Genomic DNA, 20,020 nt, shown 5'->3' on the forward strand with positions numbered 1-20,020 from the left:
GGCACATCATCTTCCGGGTCGAGGAGTTACCGACGGGTGTCTTCAGAGAAGTCGACGTGCCAGGTTCGTGCACCGTAGTCCACGGTGCAAAGGTGGCCATGCCTACCACTGTGGACGTCTACATCGATGTGCGTTCGGATTGGTTCTCGCAGGATGACACGCGCCGCGCATATTTGGGAGAACTGCCCGGGTAGCACCTACTCGGGCAGTTGCACGTGCACCAAGAAGTATGACGTGGCATCAACCATGGTTCACGAACGGGGGCACGCGGTGGGTTTGGCACACTCGCGCCAGACGCACTCTACGGGGCATGGCGCGGCAGCGTCGACAAACGCCATGCGGTTGGCAACCTTGCTCCAGCGTTCTGCTGTGTATCCCCTCATGTGAGTGGCGGCATATTTCGCCGCCGGAGGAACCAGACCCGCAGAGGCTTTTAAATCACCCCTCGAGCTCGTCGACTCCCGGCATCCAGCTCGCGCCGGGCTTGCCCCAGCCGCGCTTGCGGGCGATCTTCTGCGCCGTCTTCCAGTCGCTGTCGGAGAGCCGGTCGACGTAGAGGATGCCGTCGAGGTGGTCGAACTCGTGCTGCATGATCCGCGCCCGCCATCCGTCGACCTCGATGCGCACCGGGTTGCCGTCGAGGTCGCTGCCGGTCACCATCACGCGCTCGGCGCGTCGCAGCGGGAACCGCTCGCCGGGGAACGACAAGCAGCCTTCCGACTCGAGATCGGGATCCGGCGAGCCGGGTTCAAGCGGGGTCATCCAGAGGACCGGGTTGAGGATCTCGCCTCGCCAGGGGCGCTCGTCGTCGTCGACGTACGAGTACACGTAGATCCGCAGCGGGGCGCCGACCTGCGGAGCGGCGAGTCCCACTCCAGGTGCCTTGTCCATAGTCTCGAACATGTCGGCGACGAGGGTTCTGATCTCGTCGGTCACCTCGCCGACCTCGTTCGCGGGGGAGTGCAGCACGGGATCGCCCATGATGCGAATCGGAAGAACAGCCACGCCACAACCCTACTCGGCGCGCCACCGGCGGTAGGGTCGTACTGTGATTCACGCGGCCGGCCTGGTGACAGACGTCAATGAGCAACTGGTCGGAGTCTTCCAGAACCCGGCACTGCTCCTCGGCATCCCGCTGGCACTCGCGGGAGCGGGCTTCATGTCGCTCGGCGCCCAGTATCAGCACCGCGGGGTGGAGAAGGTCGAGCAGCTCACCGGTTCCGAGGGCACGACCGGGCTGAGCGGGGCTCAGCTGAAGGGGCTGCTCCGCCGGCCGTCTTGGATCGTCGGCACGCTCATGCTCGCCTTCGCGATCATCTGCCAGCTCAGCGCCTTGGCCATCGCGCCGCTCATCGTGGTGCAGCCGTTGGGTGCCGTGGCGCTGGTCGTCACCACCCTGCTGAACGCCCGTATCTCGGGGCATGCGCCGACCCGACAGTCGCTCGTCGCGATCGGATTCTGCATCGGCGGCATCTTCCTGTTCGTCTTCCTCGCGGCCCTGTACGCGACGGAGCGTCCCATCGACGATATCGACCTCTTCGTGATCCTCACGGTGCTGCTGGTGGTGATCATCGTGCTCGGCGCGTGCTGGCTGCTGCTGCGGCGACGGATGCGCGCGCTGTTCTACGTCACGGCCGCCGGCATCCTGTACGGATTCGTCGCGACCCTCGCCAAGGCGGCCATCAAGCGCATCCAGGACGGCCAGTTCGACTGGCTCACCCTCGTGTGCGTCATCGCACTGATCGCGGCCGCGGCGGCAGGCGCCTACTTCGTGCAGACCGCGTACAGCTCGGGCCCGCCGGACCTGGCCATCGCTGGCCTCACTGTCATCGACCCGATAGTCGCGGTGCTCATCGGCGCCTTGGTGCTGGGCGAGGCGGCCGCGGCGCCGCTGTGGGTCGTGGTGCTGTTCGTCGTCGCCGGGGCCATGGCGGTGTGGGGCGTGATCAGCCTCGCCAAGTTCCACCCGCAGATCCTCAGTGAGAGTCAGGAGCTGGGATTCAAACGGGGCAGCGACGGCCCTTCGACAGACTCAGGGGCCGCGCCCGGTCAGTAGTCGCGGTCGATCAGATCCGGCGAGACCTCGGACGCCGCAGCCTCGTCCACGAAGAACACCGTGCGCCGCCGCCCCTTCGCTCCGGCGGCGGGCACGCTGGCGTAGCTCGCTCCGGCCAGCGCCAGGCCGAGGGCCGACGCCTTGTCGGCTCCCGTGAGCACCAGCCACACCCGCTTCGACGCGTTCAGGACCGGCCGGGTGAGGGTGACGCGCTCGGGCGGGGGCTTGGGGGAGTTGCGGACGGGCAGCACCGCGGCATCCGTCACCGTCACCTCGGGACGGTCGGGGAAGAGCGAGGCGATGTGCCCGTCGGGCCCGACGCCGAGAAAGCAGACCGCGAACGACGGCCACGGCTCGTCGCCCTTGCCGAACCGCGCCAGCTCGGCGGCGTAGCGCTCGGCGGCCTCGTCGAGGGTGACGCCGTCGGACGGTGCGGCCACCTCGTGGATGTTCTCGGCCGGCACGTCGATGCGGTCCAGCAGCGCCTGCCGTGACAGCCGCGAGTTTCGGTCGGGGTCGTCCAGTTCGACGAAGCGCTCGTCGCCCCACCAGAAGTGCACGAGAGACCAGTCGATCTCACCGGCCCGGGGGTGCTCGGCCGCGGCCGCCAGCACCGCCCCGCCCATGGACCCGCCCGTCAGGCAGACATGCGCGATGCGGCCGTTGCGCGTGCGGGCGCGCAGGCGCGACAGGAACCTATCGCCCACGCGTGCCGCCAGCGCTTCCGGCGTCGGCTCCACGACCACGGTCTTCGTCGACCCCTGGACCTTCATGCGATCAAGCTCCCTTTTCCGGCGGCCCCAGACGTTCCCAGCCTTCGGTGATGACGCGACCATACAGCACATCCGCGTCCAGGCGACGGAGCTCCTCGGCCAGGCACTCCCGCAGCGTCCGCCGCGGCAGGTGCAGCTCGTGGTCGGGCTGCCCCGGTTGCGTGAGCACGGCCACGCCCGGCGCGGGACGCTCGAGCAGGATGTCGCCGCTCGCGCGGGTGAGCCGCACCGACTTGATGCCCTCCTGCCAATGCGCCGGGTCCTCGTACGACCAGGTGACGGGCACGTCGAGAGCCATCTGCAGCCAGGCGGCGAGCAGCGCGGTCGACGGCGACGCGGCCGCGCCGCGCACCTCGACCGATGTCACCGGCTCGTACGGCGGCTGGTCGAGCACGGCCGCGAGCTGCTCCCGCCAGTGCGTCAGGCGCGTCCACGCGAGGTCGGTGTCGCCCGGCGCGTGCGTGCGCCCGAGCAGGGCCAGGCGGTCGCGCACGTCGGGGGAGGTGGCGGCGTCGGTGATGCGGCGCTGCGCGATGCGACCCAGCGGCGATGCCGCGGCATCCGTCGGTGCCATGTCGGGCCACCAGGCGACCACGGGCGCGTCGGGCAGCAGCAGGCCGGTGACCAGGCTCTCGGCGTTGCTCGCCGCAGCGCCGTACGCGCGCAGCACGACGACCTCACTGGCGCCGGCGTCGCCGCCGACGCGGATCTGCGCGTCGAGGTGCGCCTCGCCCTCTCCGGTGGTGAGCACGATGACCCGCATCGGGTGCTCGCGGGAGGCGTCGTTCGCCGCGTCGATGGCGGGCTCGGCGACGCCGTTGCGCGCGGCGATGATCAGCGTGAGCACGCGTCCGAGGGCGACGGCGCCGCCCTCCTCGCGCACCTTCACGAGCTGCTTGGCGACCTGACTGACCGTGGTGTCGGGAAGGTCGATGATCACGGGCGTCTCCAGACTCGTCCGTCGCGGGCAAGGAGGGCGTCGGCGGAGGCCGGGCCCCAGGAACCGGGAGCGTACTGCTCGAGCGGGCCGTGCAGGCTCGCCCAGTACTCCTCGACCGGGTCGAGGATCTTCCAGGACAACTCGACCTCCTCGTGGCGCGGGAACAACGGCGGGTCGCCGAGCAGGACGTCGAGGATGAGGCGCTCGTACGCCTCCGGGCTGGCCTCGGTGAACGCGTGGCCGTAGCCGAAGTCCATCGTCACGTCGCGGACATTCGCCCCGCTGCCCGGGACCTTCGAGCCGAAGCGGATCGTGACGCCCTCGTCGGGCTGCACGCGGATGACCAGCGCGTTCTGCCCGAGCTCGGACGTCTGCGCGCGACCGAACAGGTGCTCTGGGGCACACTTGAAGACGACCGCGATCTCGGTCACGCGGCGGCCCAGGCGCTTGCCGGTGCGCAGGTAGAACGGCACGCCGGCCCAGCGGCGCGTGTCGATCTCGAGCTTCACCGCCGCGTACGTCTCCGTGGCGGACTGCGGGTCCATGCCCTCCTCTTCGAGGAAGCCGTTGACCTTCTCACCGCCCTGCCAGCCGCCGGCGTACTGGCCGCGGGCGGTGGCGAGGGAGAGGTCGTCCGGCAGGCGCACCGCCTCCAGCACCTTCTCCTTCTCCGCGCGCAGGTGCTCGGCCGACATGCTGATCGGCTCCTCCATCGCGGTGAGCGCCAGCAGCTGCAGCAGGTGGTTCTGGATGACGTCGCGCGCCGCCCCGATGCCGTCGTAGTACCCGGCACGACCGCCCACGCCGATGTCCTCGGCCATGGTGATCTGCACGTGGTCGACGTAGTTGCGGTTCCACAGCGGCTCGTACAGCTCGTTGGCGAAGCGCAGCGCCAGGATGTTCTGCACCGTCTCCTTGCCGAGGTAGTGGTCGATGCGGAAGATCGAGTCGGCGGGGAACGCCACCTCGAGCGCCTGGTTGAGCGCGCGCGCCGACTCCAGGTCGTGCCCGAACGGCTTCTCGATCACGACGCGCCGCCAGTGCATGTCGTCGATGGTGTCTTCGCCGACCAGCCCCGAATCCCTGAGCTGCTTGGCGACGAGCGGGAAGTCCTTCGGCGGGATCGACAGGTAGTAGGCGTGGTTGCCCATCGTGCCGCGCTCCACGTCGAGGTGCTCGACGGTCTCGCGCAGCCGGCGGAACGACGCGGGATCGTCGAACGTGCCCTGCACGAACCGGATGCCCTGCAACAGCTGCTTCCAGGTCTCCTCACGGAACTCGGTGCGGGCGTGCTGCTTGACCGCCTCGTACACGACCTGCGCGAAGTCCTGGTCCTCCCAGTCGCGGCGGGCGAAGCCCACCAGGGCGAACCCGGGGGGCAGCAGACCGCGGTTGGCCAGGTCGTAGACGGCGGGCATGAGCTTCTTACGCGACAGGTCGCCGGTGACACCGAAGATCACCAGGGCGCTCGGCCCCGCGATCCGGTTCAGCCGACGGTCGTCGGGATCGCGGAGCGGGTTGTGTCCGCGTGAGATGGGAGCAGTCATCGGTGGGGGATATCTCCAGGGTCGGACAGGTTACTGGGCCGCTTCGAAGAGCGAGAGGACATCGTCGGCGGCATCCGTGATCGTCAGGGTGACCACGGGGCGGCCGAGGCCGGCGAGCACGGCGGCGTCACCGGCGGCCTGCGCCTCGATGAGCTGGCCGAAGGTGAAGGGACGCCCGGGGATCTCGAGGTCGACCTCGGTGCGCTCGAGGATCTGCAGGAAGACTCCCTGCGCGGGACCGCCCTTGTGGTACTGGCCGGTGGAGTGCAGGAAGCGCGGCCCCCAGCCGAACGTGGTCGGGCGCCCCGAGTCGGCGGCCACCATCTCGCGCAGGCCGGCGAGCTGCGGCATGTCCAGCCGGTTCACGTAGGCGTGGATCGCGACGTAGCCGTCGTCGCCGAGACGGGACCACAGCTCGTCGAGTACGCCGGCGAGCGTTCCCGACGCGGCCAGCGCCGGCTCGGACACGCGTACCTCGATGCCGTCCTGCGTGAAGACCGCCGGGACGGGCTGCGGGCGCTGCTCAAGCAGTCCGCGAGCGGCGGACTTCGCCGCCTCGACGTCGGGCTGGTCGAACGGGTTGATCCCGAGCAGGTGGCCCGCGATCGCGGTGGCGTACTCCCACAGCAGGAACTGCGCCCCGAGGGTGCCGCTGACGAGGATCTCGCCCGGGTGCCGCTCGCGCAGGTGGAACTCGTCCGCATCGTCGACGAGGCGCACGATCTGCAGGTCGGCGGGGCGGCTCTCCAGCTCGGGGGAGACGGGCAGAAGCGGGACGGGCAGGATGCCGGTGCCGGCCTTGCCGGTGGATTCGGCGATCAGCTGCTCGATCCAGTCCGGCAGACCCTCGATGTGGGTTCCGTCGCTGACGAGGCCGAGCTTGTCGCGCCGCGGCGGCACGCCCGCGATCGCGGCGGCGAGGCGTAGCGCAGGATTCTCGGCCGAATCGACCGCGAGCTGCAGGGACGACGCCTCGGCCTCGTCCAGCAGCTCATCGATGTCGATGCCGGCGAGGCCGGCGGGGACGAGCCCGAATGCGGTCAGCGCGGAGTACCGGCCGCCGACGTTCGGGTCGGCGTTGAAGACGCGATATCCGGCATCCCTCGCCGCGGAATCGAGCGGAGAGCCGGGGTCGGTGACGACGACGATGCGCTCGGCGGGGTCGATGCCGATGTCGCGGAAGGCCGCCTCGAACGCGCGCCGCTGCGAATCGGTCTCGACGGTCGAACCGGACTTGGACGATACCACCAGCGCGGTGCGCTGCAGGCCGTCGTCGATCGCCGCGAGCACCTGTGCCGGAGCCGTCGAGTCGAGAACGGTCAGGGGAGCCCCCGACGTGCGCGCGATGACCTCGGGAGCGAGCGAGGATCCGCCCATCCCCGCCAGAACGATCCGGTCCACGCCGCGCGCGCGGAGGTCGGACCGCAGAGCGGCGACCTCCGCGACGAGCGGACGGGACACGGAGACGGCTTCCACCCAGCCGAGTCGTACGGACGCCTCCTCCTCGGCATCCGGACCCCACAGGCTCGGGTCGCCGGCGGTGACACGTGAGGCGACGAGGCCTGCGACGAGAGCGGGGACCAACTCGTCGACGGCGGCCTTCGCCGCGCCGGACACGTGCACCGAGACGGTCATCGCGCTGCTTCCAGGCCCTCGGTGACCTGGGTGAGCAGACCGTGCCAGGAGTCGATGAACTTGGACACACCCTCCTCCTCGAGCACCTCTGTCACATCGTCGAAGTCGATGCCCACCTCGGCGAGCCCCGCGAACACCTCGCGGGCCTCGTCGTAGCCGCCGGTGACGGTGTCGCCGGTGATCACGCCGTGGTCGAAGGTGGCCTCGAGGGTCTTCTCGGGCATGGTGTTCACCACACCGGGGGCGACCAGCTCGGTCACGTACAGGGTGTCGGGCAGGTTCGGGTCCTTCACACCGGTCGATGCCCACAGCGGACGCTGCAGGTTCGCGCCGGCCTGAATGAGCGTCTGCGCCCGCTCGGTGGCGAACGTCTTCTCGAACAGTTCGTAGGCGAGGCGCGCGTTGGCAAGACCCGCCTTGCCGCGCAGCGCCGCCGCCTGCTCGCTGCCGATGGCGTCGAGACGCTTGTCGGTCTCGGTGTCGACGCGGGACACGAAGAACGAAGCCACGGAGTGGATCGTGGACAGATCGATGCCGGCGGCCTTGGCCGTCTCCAGACCGGTCAGGTACGCGTCGATGACGTCGGCGTAGCGCTGCAGGCTGAAGATCAGTGTCACGTTGACGCTCACACCGGCGCCGATCGCCTCGGCGATGGCGGGGAGCCCCGCCTTCGTGGCGGGGATCTTCACCAGCAGGTTCGGCCGGTCGATCTCCGCCCACAGGTGCTTGGCCTGCGCGACCGTGCCCGCGGTGTCGTGCGCGAGGTCGGGGGAGACCTCGATCGAGACGCGGCCGTCGACGTGATCGGTGGCCTCCCACACCGGACGGAACACGTCCAGCGCGGCGGTGACGTCCTGGGTGGTGGCGGCGAACACGGCCTCCTCCGCGGACGCTCCGGACACGGCCAGCTCGTGCACCTGGGCGTCGTACGAGGTGTCGTCGGGGTTGGTGATCGCGTTCGCGAAGATCGTCGGGTTCGTGGTGACACCGGTGACGTTGCGCGTCTCGATCAGCTGCTGCAGGTTGCCGGTGTTGATCCGCGTGCGGGACAGGTCGTCGAGCCAGATGCTGACGCCCGCCGCGGCGAGCTGCTCGGTGGGGGTGCTCATGCGTTACTCCTTCTGCCGTGCTCAGTTGGCCGCGTTGGCGGCGATGGTCTCGCGGGCCGCCTGCACGACGGCCTCCGCGGTGATGCCGAACTTCTCGAACAGCGTCTTGTAGTCGGCGGACGCGCCGAAGTGGTCGATCGCGACCGAGCGGCCGCGGTCGCCGACGATGCCGCGCCAGGTGAGCGGCGAGCCCGCCTCGACGGACACGCGTGCGGTGACGGATGCCGGCAGCACCGACTCGCGGTAGGCCTCGTCCTGCTCGGCGAACCATTCCAGAGACGGCGCCGACACGACTCGGGCGTTGACGCCCTCGGCTGCCAGCGTCTCGCGAGCGGCGACGGCCAGTTGCACCTCGGAGCCGGTCGCGATCAGGATGACGTCGGGAGTGCCGTTGGGCGCCTCGGCGAGCACGTATGCACCCTTGGAGACGTTGGCGGCGGAGGCGAAGGTGTCACCGGACGCGTCGCCGTCGCCGCGCTCGAACACCGGGATGTTCTGACGGGTCAGGGCGATGCCGGCCGGACCCTCGTGGCGGCGCAGCAGCTCCAGCCAGGCCGCGGAGGTCTCGTTGGCGTCCGCGGGGCGGACGACGGTGAAGTTCGGGATCGCACGCAGCGTCGCCAGCTGCTCGATCGGCTGGTGGGTGGGGCCGTCCTCGCCGAGCGCGACCGAGTCGTGTGTCCACACGAAGATGCTCGGCACGTTCATCAGCGCGGCCAGGCGCACGGCAGGGCGCATGTAGTCGCTGAAGATGAGGAACGTGCCGCCGAACGCGCGCGTCGGTCCGTGCAGCACGATGCCGTTCACGATGGCGGCCATGGCGTGCTCGCGGATGCCGAAGTGCAGCACCCGTCCGTACGGGTTGCCGGACCACTCGTGCGTGGACCACTCCGAGGGGATGAAGGACGGGGCGTCCTTGATGGTCGTCAGGTTCGACTCCGCCAGGTCGGCGGAGCCGCCCCACAGCTCTGGCAGGTCGGCGGCGAGGGCGTTGATGACCTGGCCGGACGCGGCGCGGGTCGAGACCTCCTTGCCGGCCTCGAACACCGGCAGCGCGTCCTCGATCCCGTCGGGCAGCTCCTGGGCCTCGAGACGGTCCAGCAGCGCCTTGCGCTCGGGGTTCGCCTCCGCCCACGCGTCGAACGACTTCTGCCACTCGGCTCGCTGCGCCGCGGCACGCTCGGCGAGCGAGCGGGTGTGCGCGAGGATGTCGTCGGCCACCACGAAGGTCTGCTCCGGGTCGAAGCCGAGCACCTTCTTCGTCGCGGCGAGCTCGTCGGCGCCCAGCGCCGAACCGTGGATCTTGCCGGTGTTCTGCTTGCCGGGAGACGGCCAGCCGATGATGGTCTTCAGGATGATCAGCGACGGCTTCGAGGTCTCGGCCTTCGCCGCCTCGATGGCGTCGTGCAGGGCCTGGATGTCCTCGACGTACTCGCCCGTCTTCTTCCAGTCGACGGTCTGCACCTGCCAGCCGTACGCCTCGTAGCGGGCGGCGACGTCCTCGGTGAATGCGACGTTGGTGTCGTCCTCGATGGAGATCTGGTTGGAGTCGTAGATCGCGATCAGGTTGCCCAGCTGCTGGTGACCGGCCAGGGAGCCGGCCTCGCTGGTGACGCCTTCCTGCAGGTCGCCGTCGCCTGCGATCACGTAGACGAAGTGGTCGAACGGGCTGGTGCCCTCCGCGGCATCCGGGTCGAACAGGCCGCGCTCGTAGCGGGCGGCGTACGCGAACCCGACGGCGGAGGCGAGACCCTGGCCGAGCGGGCCGGTGGTGATCTCCACACCCTTGGTGTGGCCGTACTCAGGGTGGCCGGGGGTCTTCGAACCCCAGGTGCGCAGCGACTTCAGGTCGTCGAGCTCGAGGCCGAAACCGCCCAGGTAGAGCTGCACGTACTGCGTGAGCGAGGAGTGGCCGGCGGAGAGAATGAAGCGGTCTCGGCCGAGCCAGTCGGTGTCGGCCGGGTCATGGCGCAGCACCCGCTGGTAGAGCAGGTACGCGACGGGCGCCAGACTCATCGCGGTTCCGGGGTGGCCGTTCCCGACCTTCTCGACGGCGTCCGCCGCGAGGACCCGCGCGGTGTCCACCGCGCGCCGGTCGATCTCGTTCCACTGAAGTTCCGTCACGGCCATGCTCCTTCTGACAGTTGCGATGGCGCCCGTATTCCTGCGCGGCTCCGCGTCGTCACGGAAGGGGGTGCACAGCGCCAGGCGCGCGAGTCGTTTCAGCATAGCGGTGCGGGATCGCGCTGCGGACGCAGATTGCGAACGTTCCGGGCACGTGCGGCGCCGTCGTCCGACACGCCCGGTGGCCTAGACTGGAGCGAGTGTCCACACGTGCGCAGGAGGAGGCGATCGCGATCTCGACGACGTCGCAGACCATCGAGGTGAAGCACCCGGTCGGTCAGAAGATCCGCGGGTATGTCGCGCTCACCAAGCCGCGAGTGCTGGAGCTGCTGCTCGTCTCCACGGTACCCGTCATGTTCCTCGCCGAAGGCGGGATGCCCGATCTGTGGCTGGTGTTGGCGACCGTGATCGGCGGGGCGATGAGCGCCGCGTCGGCGGCGTCGTTCAACATGTACCTCGACCGCGACATCGACGTGCACATGAAGCGCACCGAGAATCGTCCCCTGGTCACCGGGGAGGTGTCGCCGCGGGGTGCGCTGGTGTTCTCGTGGGTGCTCGCCATCGTCTCGACGGTGTGGCTGTGGTTCACCACCAACTGGCTCGCCGCGACCCTGTCGGCGGGGGCGATCTTCTTCTACGTCGTGATCTACACGATGATCCTCAAGCGCCGCACCGAGCAGAACATCATCTGGGGCGGGATCGCTGGCTGCTTCCCCGTGCTGATCGGCTGGACCGCGGTCACCGGGTCGCTGGACTGGCCGCCGTTCGTGCTGTTCACCCTGGTCTTCCTGTGGACCCCGCCGCACTACTGGCCGCTGTCTATGAAGTACAAGGACGACTACGACGACGTCGACGTGCCGATGCTCGGCGTCACGCGGTCCGCGTCGCAGGTCGGCCTGCAGGTCATCCTGTACGCGTGGGCCACTGTCGCCTGCTCGCTGCTGCTCGTGCCCGTGGCCGGCATGGGCCTGGTCTACACGGTCTCCGCGCTGGTGTTCGGCGGATGGTTCATCTACGAGTCGCACCGGCTCTACAACCGGGCCGTGCACGGCACCGAGCCGCGCCCGATGCGCGTGTTCCACGCCTCGATCACGTACCTGACCCTCATCTTCCTCGCCGTCGCGGTCGACCCGCTTCTGCCGTTCTGACCCGGGCGGGCCGCTCGACGGCATCCGCGGCCGGCGTCGACTCACTCGCGTCGCAGAATCAGTCGGTTCGGCGCGGGGTGAGACGCTCAGGTCGCGATGAATGCCGCTTCGCTCGCGGGAAAGCGGCGTTCTCCGCGACCCGAGTGACGCGTGCCGGGCCTGGCAACGGCCGGGCGTGGCGGCCGGGAGCTCCCGGTGCCCGGGCGGCAGGCGGCCGGCGTGTCAGCCGGCGGACACCGAGCGCTTCAGCCGGAGGACGACCACCGTGTACGCGGCGGCGCTGAGCGCGGCGAGGACCATGTGGATGCCGACCAGCAGCGGCGGGAGCCCCTCGCGGGCCTGCCACACGCCCACGCCGACCTGCACGACGATGGCCGCCAGCAGGACCGTGAGCCAGACGCGCGGCCGAAGCCTCCGGGCCCAGGCGATAACCGTCAGAGCAACGACGAGCCCGGCGAGGACGTAGCCGGGCCAGGAGTGCACGTGCGCGAGGAACGTCGCGTCGAAGCCCTTGCGGATCACCTCGGCGTCGCCGGAGTGCGGCCCGTTGCCGGTGGTGAGCACGCCGAAGAAGATCGTCGCCGCCAGCGCCAGCCCGGTGACGTGCGACAGCGCGGCGAACCACGACGGCACGGCGCGCTCCGACAGCGCCCCGCCGTCGCGCATCCGCACCAGGTACGCGGCGGTGACGCACACCAGCAGCAGCGAGGCGACGTAGTGGAACCCGACGATGAACGGGTTCAGTCCGGTGAGCACGGTGATGCCGCCGACGAACGCCTGCGACACGACGCCGATCAGGGTGATCCAGGCGAGCACCGCGAGGTCGCGCCGGTGCGCCACCGTGCGGATCGAGTGGATCGCCGCGGCGATCGTGACCGCCAGCAGCACCGCGGATGCCAGCGGGAAGGCCGCCCAGTGCAGCGCCGCGCCGATCCCGTACGCGACGCCGGCGGCGGCGATTCCGCCCGCCGCGAACCACAGCGCCGCGGTGACGCCGCGGCTCCCGCTCACCACCCGCAGCGTGAGCAGCAGCACGGCGATCGCCAGCAGCCCCACCACGCCGGTCATCGTGCGGTTGCCGAACTCGATCACCCCGTGGATGCCCTGCTCGGGCGTGGGCACGAGCGACTCCGGCGTGCACAGCGGCCACTCCGAGCAGCCCAGCCCCGACCCGGTCAGCCGGACCGCGCCGCCGGTGCCGATGATGATCACCTCGGTGAGGAACGACAACCACGCCAGGACGCGCAGGACGCTCCCGATCCGCGTTCCGGGCGCGGCGCCGCCGTGCCCCTTGGCGACGGGTGCGGGCGCGACGGTGTCAGTCATGGGACCTCCGGTCCGCGTCGCCGTGCCCGTCATGTCCGGCCCGGCACTCAGGCGGAACCTGTAGAATCGGATTGTTGTGAAGGGCGCGCAGAGCGTGACGTCCCTCACCAACAGTTTAGGCGCGACGACCGCGCCGAAGATGTGGGCCCACCAGCGGCATCCGATCCCCGCAGACTCGACGGAGGTCAGGCGTGCCGGGGCGGATGACACCGTTGAGGCCCCGTGAGGAGAGTGTGTGATGTCGGATGTGCTGATCGACCGCCCGGAGCTCGAAGGGCTGGGGGTGTACGAGTTCGGCTGGCACGATACGGATGCCGCCGGCGCGATCGCGAAACGCGGACTCTCCGAGGACGTGGTGCGCGGCATCTCCGCGCTGAAGAACGAGCCGGAGTGGATGCTGAAGACCCGTCTGAAGGGTCTGTCCCTCTTCGAGCGCAAACCGATGCCGACCTGGGGTGCCGACCTCAGCGAGATCGACTTCGACAACATCAAGTACTTCGTCCGCTCCACGGAGAAGCAGGCGCAGTCGTGGGAGGACCTCCCCGAGGAGATCCGCGAGACGTATGAGCGTCTCGGCATCCCCGAGGCCGAGCGTCAGCGCCTCGTCGCCGGTGTGGCGGCCCAGTACGAATCCGAGGTCGTCTACCACCAGATCCGCGAGGACCTGGAGGCGCAGGGCGTCATCTTCATGGACACCGACACCGCGCTGCGCGAGCACCCGGAGTTCTTCGAGGAGTACTTCGGCACCGTCATCCCCGCCGGTGACAACAAGTTCGCCGCGCTGAACACCGCCGTGTGGTCGGGCGGCTCGTTCGTGTACGTGCCGAAGGGCGTGCACGTCGAGATCCCGCTGCAGGCCTACTTCCGGATCAACACCGAGAACATGGGCCAGTTCGAGCGGACCCTGATCATCGCCGACGAAGGCAGCTACGTCCACTACATCGAGGGCTGCACCGCGCCGATCTACAAGTCGGACTCGCTGCACTCCGCGGTCGTCGAGATCATCGTGAAGAAGAACGCCCGCGTGCGCTACACGACGATTCAGAACTGGTCGAACAACGTCTACAACCTGGTCACCAAGCGTGCCGTCGCGCACGAGGGCGCCACCATGGAGTGGGTCGACGGCAACATCGGTTCCAAGGTGACGATGAAGTACCCGTCCATCTACCTGATGGGTGAGCACGCCAAGGGCGAGACCCTGTCCGTCGCGTTCGCCGGCCCCGGCCAGCACCAGGACGCCGGCGCGAAGATGATCCACATGGCGCCGTACACGCAGTCGTCGATCGTCTCGAAGTCGATCGCCCGTGGCGGCGGACGTGCCGGATACCGCGGCGAGGTGCGGGTGGACGCGAACGCGCACCACTCCGCCAACACGGTGCGCTGCGACGCCCTGCTCGTGGACACCAAGTCCCGCTCCGACACGTACCCGGCCATCGACATCCGCGTCGACGACGTGCAGCTCGGCCACGAGGCGACGGTGTCGAAGGTCAGCGAGGAGCAGCTCTTCTACCTGCAGTCGCGCGGCATGCCCGAGGACGAGGCCATGGCGATGATCGTGCGCGGCTTCATCGAGCCGATCGCACGGGAACTGCCGATGGAGTACGCGATGGAACTGAACAAGCTCATCGAGATGGGCATGGAAGGATCGGTCGGCTAGTGGCGGCCTCTACGACAGCGCCTGAGCAGGCGCAGGACACGAACGCGCACATCGACCCGGCTTCGCAGGTGGCCAACGCCGCCTTCGTGCCGGTGCAGACCCGCTCCGAGCGGCCGCACTCCTTCGACCCGGCGGACTTCGGTGCCCCCACGGGCCGCGAGGTCAACTGGAAGCACACGCCGGTCGCGCAGCTGAAGCCGCTGTTCCAGCCGGCCGGCGACACCGGCGGTGTCACCTATGCGGTCACGCCCGAGCGGTTCGTCCGCCCCGGGCTCGGCTTCGGCGACACGCCCCGCGGCGAGTTCTTCCGCCCGGAGGACGTCGCGTCGGCGGTCGCCTGGCAGGGCTCCTCGGAGGCGCTGCACATCGGCATCCCGCGGGACGAGGAGATCGACGAGCCGATCGTCGTCCACATCGTCGGGCAGGGCGCCGAGCAGCGCGCCGACGGCCACCTCGTCATCGAGGCGGGCGCCAACAGCCGCGCGACGGTGCTGCTGCGCCACGACGGCGCGGCCCAGTACGCCCAGAACGTGGAGATCCTCGTCCGCGACGGTGCCAAGCTCACCGTCGTGTCCGTGCAGCAGTGGGAGGATGACGCGGTCCACGCCTCCGCCCACCAGGCGCGCGTCGACCGCGACGCCCAGCTGACCCACATCGTGGTGAGCTTCGGCGGCGCACTCGTGCGCGTCAACCCGAACGTCGAGCTCGCCGGCGCCGGCTCCGAGGGGCGCCTGTATGGGCTCTCGTACGCCGACGCGGGGCAGCACCTGGAGAGCCAGGTGTACCTGCACCACAAGGGCCCGCACACCGTCGGCGACGTGCTCTACAAGGGCGCGCTGCAGGGCGAGAGCGCCCACAGCGTGTGGATCGGCGACGTGCTGATCGGAGCGGATGCCGTCGGCACCGACTCCTACGAGGCCAACCGCAACCTGGTGCTCACCGAGGGCGCGCGCGCCGACTCGATCCCGAACCTCGAGATCGAGACCGGCGACATCCTGGGTGCCGGCCACGCCAGCGCCACCGGTCGTTTCGACGACGAGCAGCTGTTCTACCTGCAGGCTCGCGGCATCCCCGAGGACGAGGCGCGCCGTCTCGTCGTGCTCGGCTTCCTCACCGACATCGTGCAGCGCATCGGCATCCCGTCGCTGCAGGACGAGCTTCTCGTCGCGATCGAGGCGGAGCTCGCCGAGGTGAACGCGTGAGCGCGCAGCGCGCCTGCGCGTTGAGCGACCTGGAGCAGGACACCCCGCTGCGCGTCGAACTCGACGGCGTCCCGATCGCGATCGTGCTCGACTCCGAGGGTGAGGTGCACGCCATCGGCGACACCTGCACCCACGGCGACATCTCGCTCTCCGAAGGCTTCGTCGAAGGCCAGACCCTGGAGTGCTGGGCGCACGGCTCGGCCTTCTCGCTCTGCACCGGCAAGCCGCTGAACCTCCCCGCTTACGAGCCCGTGCCCGTCTACGTCGTGCAGATCGACGGCGACGACGTGCTCATCGACCCCACTGTGACGAAGGAAGTCTGAATGTCTGTTCTCGAGATCCGCGACCTGCATGTGACGGTCGAGACGGATGCCGGAACCACCCCGATCCTCAACGGCATCGACCTCACCATCCGCACCGGTGAGACCCACGCCATCATGGGCCCGAACGGCTCCGGCAAGTCCACCCTGGCGTACACCATCGCTGGGCACCCGAAGTACACGGTCACGCAGGGCTCCATCACCTTCGACGGTGAGGACGTCCTGGAGATGAGCGTGGACGAGCGCGCTCGCGCCGGCCTGTTCCTGGCCATGCAGTACCCGGTGGAGATCCCCGGCGTCACCGTGACGAACTTCCTGCGCACCGCGAAGACCGCGCTGGACGGCGAGGCGCCCTCGATCCGCACCTGGACCAAGGACGTCAAGCAGGCCATGACCAACCTGCGCATGGACCCCAAGTTCGCGCAGCGCAACGTCAACGAGGGCTTCTCCGGCGGTGAGAAGAAGCGTCACGAGATCCTCCAGCTCGAGGTGCTCAAGCCGAAGCTCGCCGTGCTCGACGAGACCGACTCGGGTCTGGACGTCGACGCGCTGAAGATCGTCTCGGAGGGCGTGAACCGCGCCAAGGAGCAGACCAACCTCGGCGTGCTGCTCATCACGCACTACACCCGCATCCTGCGCTACATCCGCCCCGACTACGTGCACGTCGTCGTCGCGGGGAAGATCGTCGAAGAGGGCGGCCCCGAGCTCGCCGACCGGCTCGAGGACGAGGGCTACGACCGCTTCCTCGACCCCAGCGCACCGATCGAAGCGTAGGCTGGAAGCATGACGGCGACGCTCACCGAGGAGAAGTACGAAGAGGTCACCGAGGCTCTGAAGGACGTCATGGACCCGGAGCTCGGGATCAACGTCGTGGACCTCGGACTGATCTACGACCTCGCGTGGGACGACGAGAACGACGCCCTGGTGATCCACATGACGCTCACCAGCGCCGGTTGCCCGCTCACCGACGTGCTCGAGGAGCAGACCGCGCAGGCGCTGGACAACGTGGTGGAGCGGTTCCGCATCAACTGGGTGTGGATGCCGCCGTGGGGTCCGGAGCGGATCACCGACGACGGGCGCGACATGATGCGCGCCCTCGGCTTCGCCATCTGAGATGAAGGTCACCGCCCTCCCGCTCGAGCAGCTGCGCCTGCGCACCAGCGAGAAGTGGCGGGAGTATCCCGACGACGTTCTGCCGCTGTTCGTCGCAGAGACCGACTTCCCGCTGGCGCCGGCGATCACGCGTGCTCTCGAGCAGGCGCTGCGCGCCGGCGACACGGGCTACGTCGCCTCCCGCAACCCGCTGGCGGCGGCGTACGCCGGGTTCGCCCAGCGCAGGTTCGGCTGGACTCCCGATCCCGCACGAATGCGCTCCACCGCCGACGTGAGCATGGGGATCGTGGAGATCCTGCGCCGCGTGATCCGGCCGGGGGAGCGGGTGATCGTCAACCCGCCGATCTACCCGCCGTTCTTCGACCTGGTGGACGAGGCCGGAGGCACGGTCGAGCGCGTGCCGCTGCGTGACACGGGTGACGCCTGGGAGCTGGATCTGGACGCGATCGCCGCAGCGCTGGTCGACGGCGCGCGTGCCGTGCTGCTGTGCAACCCGCACAACCCGACCGGGACGGTCCACTCCGCGGAGTCGCTCGACGCGCTGGCGCGCCTCGCCGAGGAGCACGGCGCGGTGGTGATCTCCGACGAGATCCACGCGCCGCTCGCGCAGTCGGATGCCGGATTCACCCCGTTCCTCGCCTCCGGCGAGGCCGCCGGACGCATCGGGTACGCCGTCACGAGCGCGAGCAAGGCGTTCAACCTCGCCGGGCTGAAGTGCGCCGTGATGATCGCCGGCGCCGAAGACACCACAGCGGTTCTCAGAAACCTCCCCGTCGAGGTCGAGTGGCGTACCGGGCAGTTCGGCCTGATCGCCGCCGTGGCCGCGTTCTCGCCCGAAAGCGACGAATGGCTCGACGGTCTCCTCGCGACACTCGACGAGAACCGCCGGCTGCTGGCATCCCTCCTCGCCGAGCACCTGCCGGAGGCGCGCTACCGCATCCCGGATGCCGGCTACCTGGGCTGGGTCGACCTCGGCGGCCTGGCGTGGGGGCCGAACCCAGCCAGGCGCATCTTGCGCGAGGCGAAGGTCGCTCTGAGTGCCGGTCCCACGTTCGGCGCCCAGGGCGCAGAACATGTCCGGATCAACTTCGGCACCAGCCCGGAGATCCTCACCGAGGCCGTCGCGCGCATCGGCCGGATGCGCACCGATCCGCTCGCGGGTCAGGAGTGAGCGGCCCGGCGTCCGCCACGACGATCTGGGATCGCACCCGGCTCGGCATCACGATCGGGTCGGTGGTCCTGATCTTCCTCGCCGCCACCGAGGCGCTCGCGGTGACCACGGTGATGCCCGTCGTGAGCGCGGATCTGAACGGCCAGGCACTGTTCGCGGTCGCGTTCTCGGGGACCCTGGCGACGGGGGTGATCGGGATGGTGGCCGCCGGCGCATGGAGCGACCGCTCCGGGCCACGGGCGCCGCTGTACGCGGCCATCGGCCTGTTCGTGGTCGGGCTGATCGTCGCGGGTGCCGCGGGGAACATGCTCACCTTCATAGTCGGCCGTCTGATCCAGGGGCTGGGCGCGGGCGGCCAGACGGTCGCGCTCTACGTCGTCGTGGCGCGGGTGTATCCGCCGGACCTGCACGGGCGGATCTTCGCGGCGTTCGCCGCGGCCTGGGTCGTGCCGTCGATGATCGGGCCGTTCCTCGCGGGCGCCGTCGCCGAGTTCCTGCACTGGCGCTGGGCGTTCCTCGGCGTGGCGGTGCTCACGGTCCTCGCCTTCGTCCTCGTCGCGAGCCGGCTGCGCCGTGTGTCGCTGGACGCACCCGACACGCAGGGCACGACGGACGGACCGGGCGGACCTCCGATCGGAAGGCGCATGCTTCTCGCCCTGGTCGTCGCGGCAGCGGCGGTGTCCGTGGGTTTCGCCGCCGACGCCCCGCCGGTCATCGGCTGGCCGCTCGCGGTCGCGGCGATGGCCGTCCTCCTCGTCGCGATCGTGCCGTTGCTGCCGCGCGGCACGCTCCGGGCCCGGCCCGGCCTGCCCAGCGTCATCCTGATGCGGGGGCTCGCGGCGGGTGCGTTCTTCGCCGCCGAGGCGTACGTGCCGAAGCTGCTCATCGAGGACTTCGCCTTCAGCCCCACGGTGTCGGGGCTCGCGCTCACCTTCTCCGCGCTGGCCTGGTCATCGGCATCCGCCGTGCAGGGCCGGTACGGAGATCGGATGGGCAGCCGCCGCATCGCTCTGATCGGCATCGCGCTCGTCGTCGTCGCCGTGCTCGGCGTGCTCGTCGTCGCGCTCACCGTCAGCGCTCCCTGGACGGTGCTGTTCGCGTGGGCGTTCGCCGGCGCCGGGATGGGGCTGCTCTACCCGAGACTGACCGTGCTCACCCTGGCGTACTCGACGCCGGCCAACGAGGGATTCAACTCGTCGGCGCTGTCGATCTCCGACTCCACCGGCTCGGCCGTGGCGATCGCGGTGGCAGGGCTCGGGTTCGTCACGCTGCCGCTGGCGGGGTCCGGCTTCGTCACCGTGTACGTGATCACCGGGGCGCTGCTCGTGCTGTCGCTGCTGCCGGGGCTCAGGCTGGGGGACGGTCCGCGCTGACCGCCGCGAAGGCGCGGATGCCTGCGTGGAACACCCGGTCGAGATCGGCGGTCGGGTCTGCCTCGGCGTCCGCGACCGCACCCACGCTCTGGGCGTGCATGCGCTGCTGCAGCAGCGTGCTGTGACCGAGGACGAACTCGAAGACGGCATCGGCCAGGGCCGGATCGGCGTCGCCGAGCACGGCCTGCAGGGTGTCCTGTGCGCGCCGGGCGCCGAGCCGCATGGCGTAGGTGCTCATCACGACCTCTGCGCCGTCGCGGTAGGCCAGCAGCGCGTCGCGGATCGCGGACGCGACGGCGGTGAGATCCGCCCCGGCCGTCGGCTCGGGCACCGAGGCCAGGATGCGGTCGGCCACCGCGGCGAGCAGCACCTGCTTGCTCGGGAAGTGCCAATACAGCGCGCTGGGCTGCACCTCCAGCTCTGTCGCCAACCGCCGCATCGACAGGTCGGGCAGGCCGACACGGTCGAGGAGGCGGAGCGCCGTCGCCGTCACACTGTCGCGGTCGTGCCGTTGCGCGGTCATCCT

Annotated in this window: 19 protein-coding genes; 10 read left to right on the plus strand and 9 right to left on the minus strand. The window is 69.8% G+C overall.

Annotated elements, in window-relative coordinates; translation table 11 throughout:
• Nucleotides 1–153: 153 nt before the first annotated feature.
• Nucleotides 154–387 carry a M66 family metalloprotease gene (locus RIF65_RS15135; protein WP_375142129.1) on the plus strand — a complete coding sequence of 78 codons (234 nt, stop codon included), beginning with the start codon at nucleotides 154–156 and terminating at the stop codon, nucleotides 385–387.
• A 51-nt stretch (nucleotides 388–438) separates the two neighbouring features.
• Here the strand turns inward: RIF65_RS15135 and def are convergent, their stop codons facing one another.
• Complete coding sequence (gene def / locus RIF65_RS06205) at nucleotides 439–1,005, minus strand: peptide deformylase (RefSeq protein WP_309066444.1); 567 nt, start codon at nucleotides 1,003–1,005, stop codon at nucleotides 439–441.
• A 46-nt stretch (nucleotides 1,006–1,051) separates the two neighbouring features.
• Here def and RIF65_RS06210 point away from each other — a divergent pair, with 46 nt between their 5' ends.
• Entirely contained in the window at nucleotides 1,052–2,056 is a 1,005-nt protein-coding gene (locus tag RIF65_RS06210) for a DMT family transporter (RefSeq protein WP_375142133.1), read from the plus strand.
• Here RIF65_RS06210 and pgl read toward each other — a convergent pair.
• Genes pgl through tkt form a run of 6 tightly spaced genes read right to left on the minus strand, consistent with a single transcriptional unit; the run spans nucleotide 2,050 to nucleotide 10,190 of the window.
• Entirely contained in the window at nucleotides 2,050–2,829 is a 780-nt protein-coding gene (gene pgl, locus RIF65_RS06215) for a 6-phosphogluconolactonase (RefSeq protein ID WP_309066446.1), read from the minus strand. The two genes, RIF65_RS06210 and pgl, sit on opposite strands and share 7 nt — an antisense overlap.
• Before the next feature lie 4 nt (nucleotides 2,830–2,833).
• Nucleotides 2,834–3,769: a glucose-6-phosphate dehydrogenase assembly protein OpcA gene (locus RIF65_RS06220; RefSeq protein ID WP_309066447.1), complete on the minus strand. Its 936-nt coding sequence runs from the start codon at nucleotides 3,767–3,769 to the stop codon at nucleotides 2,834–2,836.
• Nucleotides 3,766–5,316: a glucose-6-phosphate dehydrogenase gene (zwf, locus tag RIF65_RS06225; protein WP_309066448.1), complete on the minus strand. Its 1,551-nt coding sequence runs from the start codon at nucleotides 5,314–5,316 to the stop codon at nucleotides 3,766–3,768. Before zwf ends, RIF65_RS06220 begins: the two co-directional genes overlap by 4 nt.
• 30 nt (nucleotides 5,317–5,346) lie before the next feature.
• Entirely contained in the window at nucleotides 5,347–6,951 is a 1,605-nt protein-coding gene (locus tag RIF65_RS06230) for a glucose-6-phosphate isomerase (RefSeq protein ID WP_309066449.1), read from the minus strand.
• Nucleotides 6,948–8,060: a transaldolase gene (gene tal / locus RIF65_RS06235; RefSeq protein WP_309066450.1), complete on the minus strand. Its 1,113-nt coding sequence runs from the start codon at nucleotides 8,058–8,060 to the stop codon at nucleotides 6,948–6,950. Before tal ends, RIF65_RS06230 begins: the two co-directional genes overlap by 4 nt.
• A gap of 21 nt (nucleotides 8,061–8,081) precedes the next feature.
• Nucleotides 8,082–10,190 carry a transketolase gene (gene tkt / locus RIF65_RS06240; RefSeq protein WP_375142130.1) on the minus strand — a complete coding sequence of 703 codons (2,109 nt, stop codon included), beginning with the start codon at nucleotides 10,188–10,190 and terminating at the stop codon, nucleotides 8,082–8,084.
• Nucleotides 10,191–10,417: 227 nt separating this feature from the next.
• Between tkt and RIF65_RS06245 the strand changes: the two genes are divergently transcribed.
• Nucleotides 10,418–11,332, plus strand: a complete 915-nt coding sequence (locus RIF65_RS06245) for a heme o synthase (RefSeq protein ID WP_375142134.1) — start codon at nucleotides 10,418–10,420, stop codon at nucleotides 11,330–11,332.
• A 222-nt stretch (nucleotides 11,333–11,554) separates the two neighbouring features.
• Here RIF65_RS06245 and RIF65_RS06250 read toward each other — a convergent pair whose 3' ends face one another.
• Nucleotides 11,555–12,658, minus strand: a complete 1,104-nt coding sequence (locus tag RIF65_RS06250; RefSeq protein WP_309066452.1) for a COX15/CtaA family protein — start codon at nucleotides 12,656–12,658, stop codon at nucleotides 11,555–11,557.
• A gap of 238 nt (nucleotides 12,659–12,896) precedes the next feature.
• Here RIF65_RS06250 and sufB point away from each other — a divergent pair, with 238 nt between their 5' ends.
• Genes sufB through RIF65_RS06285 form a run of 7 tightly spaced genes read left to right on the plus strand, consistent with a single transcriptional unit; the run spans nucleotide 12,897 to nucleotide 19,494 of the window.
• Nucleotides 12,897–14,315 (plus strand): Fe-S cluster assembly protein SufB, encoded by a 1,419-nt coding sequence (gene sufB / locus RIF65_RS06255; RefSeq protein ID WP_309066453.1) that lies wholly within the window; start codon nucleotides 12,897–12,899, stop codon nucleotides 14,313–14,315.
• On the plus strand, nucleotides 14,315–15,517 hold the full coding sequence (sufD, locus tag RIF65_RS06260) for a Fe-S cluster assembly protein SufD (protein WP_309066454.1): 1,203 nt from the start codon (nucleotides 14,315–14,317) through the stop codon (nucleotides 15,515–15,517). The genes sufB and sufD overlap by 1 nt, the downstream gene beginning before the upstream one ends.
• Entirely contained in the window at nucleotides 15,514–15,840 is a 327-nt protein-coding gene (locus tag RIF65_RS06265; protein ID WP_309066455.1) for a non-heme iron oxygenase ferredoxin subunit, read from the plus strand. Before sufD ends, RIF65_RS06265 begins: the two co-directional genes overlap by 4 nt.
• Entirely contained in the window at nucleotides 15,841–16,611 is a 771-nt protein-coding gene (sufC, locus tag RIF65_RS06270; RefSeq protein WP_309066456.1) for a Fe-S cluster assembly ATPase SufC, read from the plus strand. It begins immediately after the preceding gene.
• A gap of 9 nt (nucleotides 16,612–16,620) precedes the next feature.
• Complete coding sequence (locus RIF65_RS06275; protein WP_309066457.1) at nucleotides 16,621–16,950, plus strand: metal-sulfur cluster assembly factor; 330 nt, start codon at nucleotides 16,621–16,623, stop codon at nucleotides 16,948–16,950.
• A gap of 1 nt (nucleotide 16,951) precedes the next feature.
• A complete protein-coding gene (locus RIF65_RS06280) occupies nucleotides 16,952–18,121 on the plus strand; it encodes a MalY/PatB family protein (RefSeq protein WP_309066458.1) in 1,170 nt (389 codons plus the stop codon).
• On the plus strand, nucleotides 18,118–19,494 hold the full coding sequence (locus RIF65_RS06285) for an MFS transporter (protein WP_309066459.1): 1,377 nt from the start codon (nucleotides 18,118–18,120) through the stop codon (nucleotides 19,492–19,494). The genes RIF65_RS06280 and RIF65_RS06285 overlap by 4 nt, the downstream gene beginning before the upstream one ends.
• Here RIF65_RS06285 and RIF65_RS06290 read toward each other — a convergent pair.
• The gene (locus RIF65_RS06290; RefSeq protein WP_309066460.1) at nucleotides 19,469–20,017 is read right to left on the minus strand and encodes a TetR family transcriptional regulator; all 549 of its coding nucleotides are present in this window, start codon (nucleotides 20,015–20,017) and stop codon (nucleotides 19,469–19,471) included. The genes RIF65_RS06285 and RIF65_RS06290 overlap by 26 nt on opposite strands.
• Nucleotides 20,018–20,020 lie beyond the last annotated feature (3 nt).

The sequence above is a fragment of the Microbacterium sp. genome (assembly GCF_031180975.1).
Taxonomy (GTDB): Bacteria; Actinomycetota; Actinomycetes; order Actinomycetales; family Microbacteriaceae; genus Microbacterium.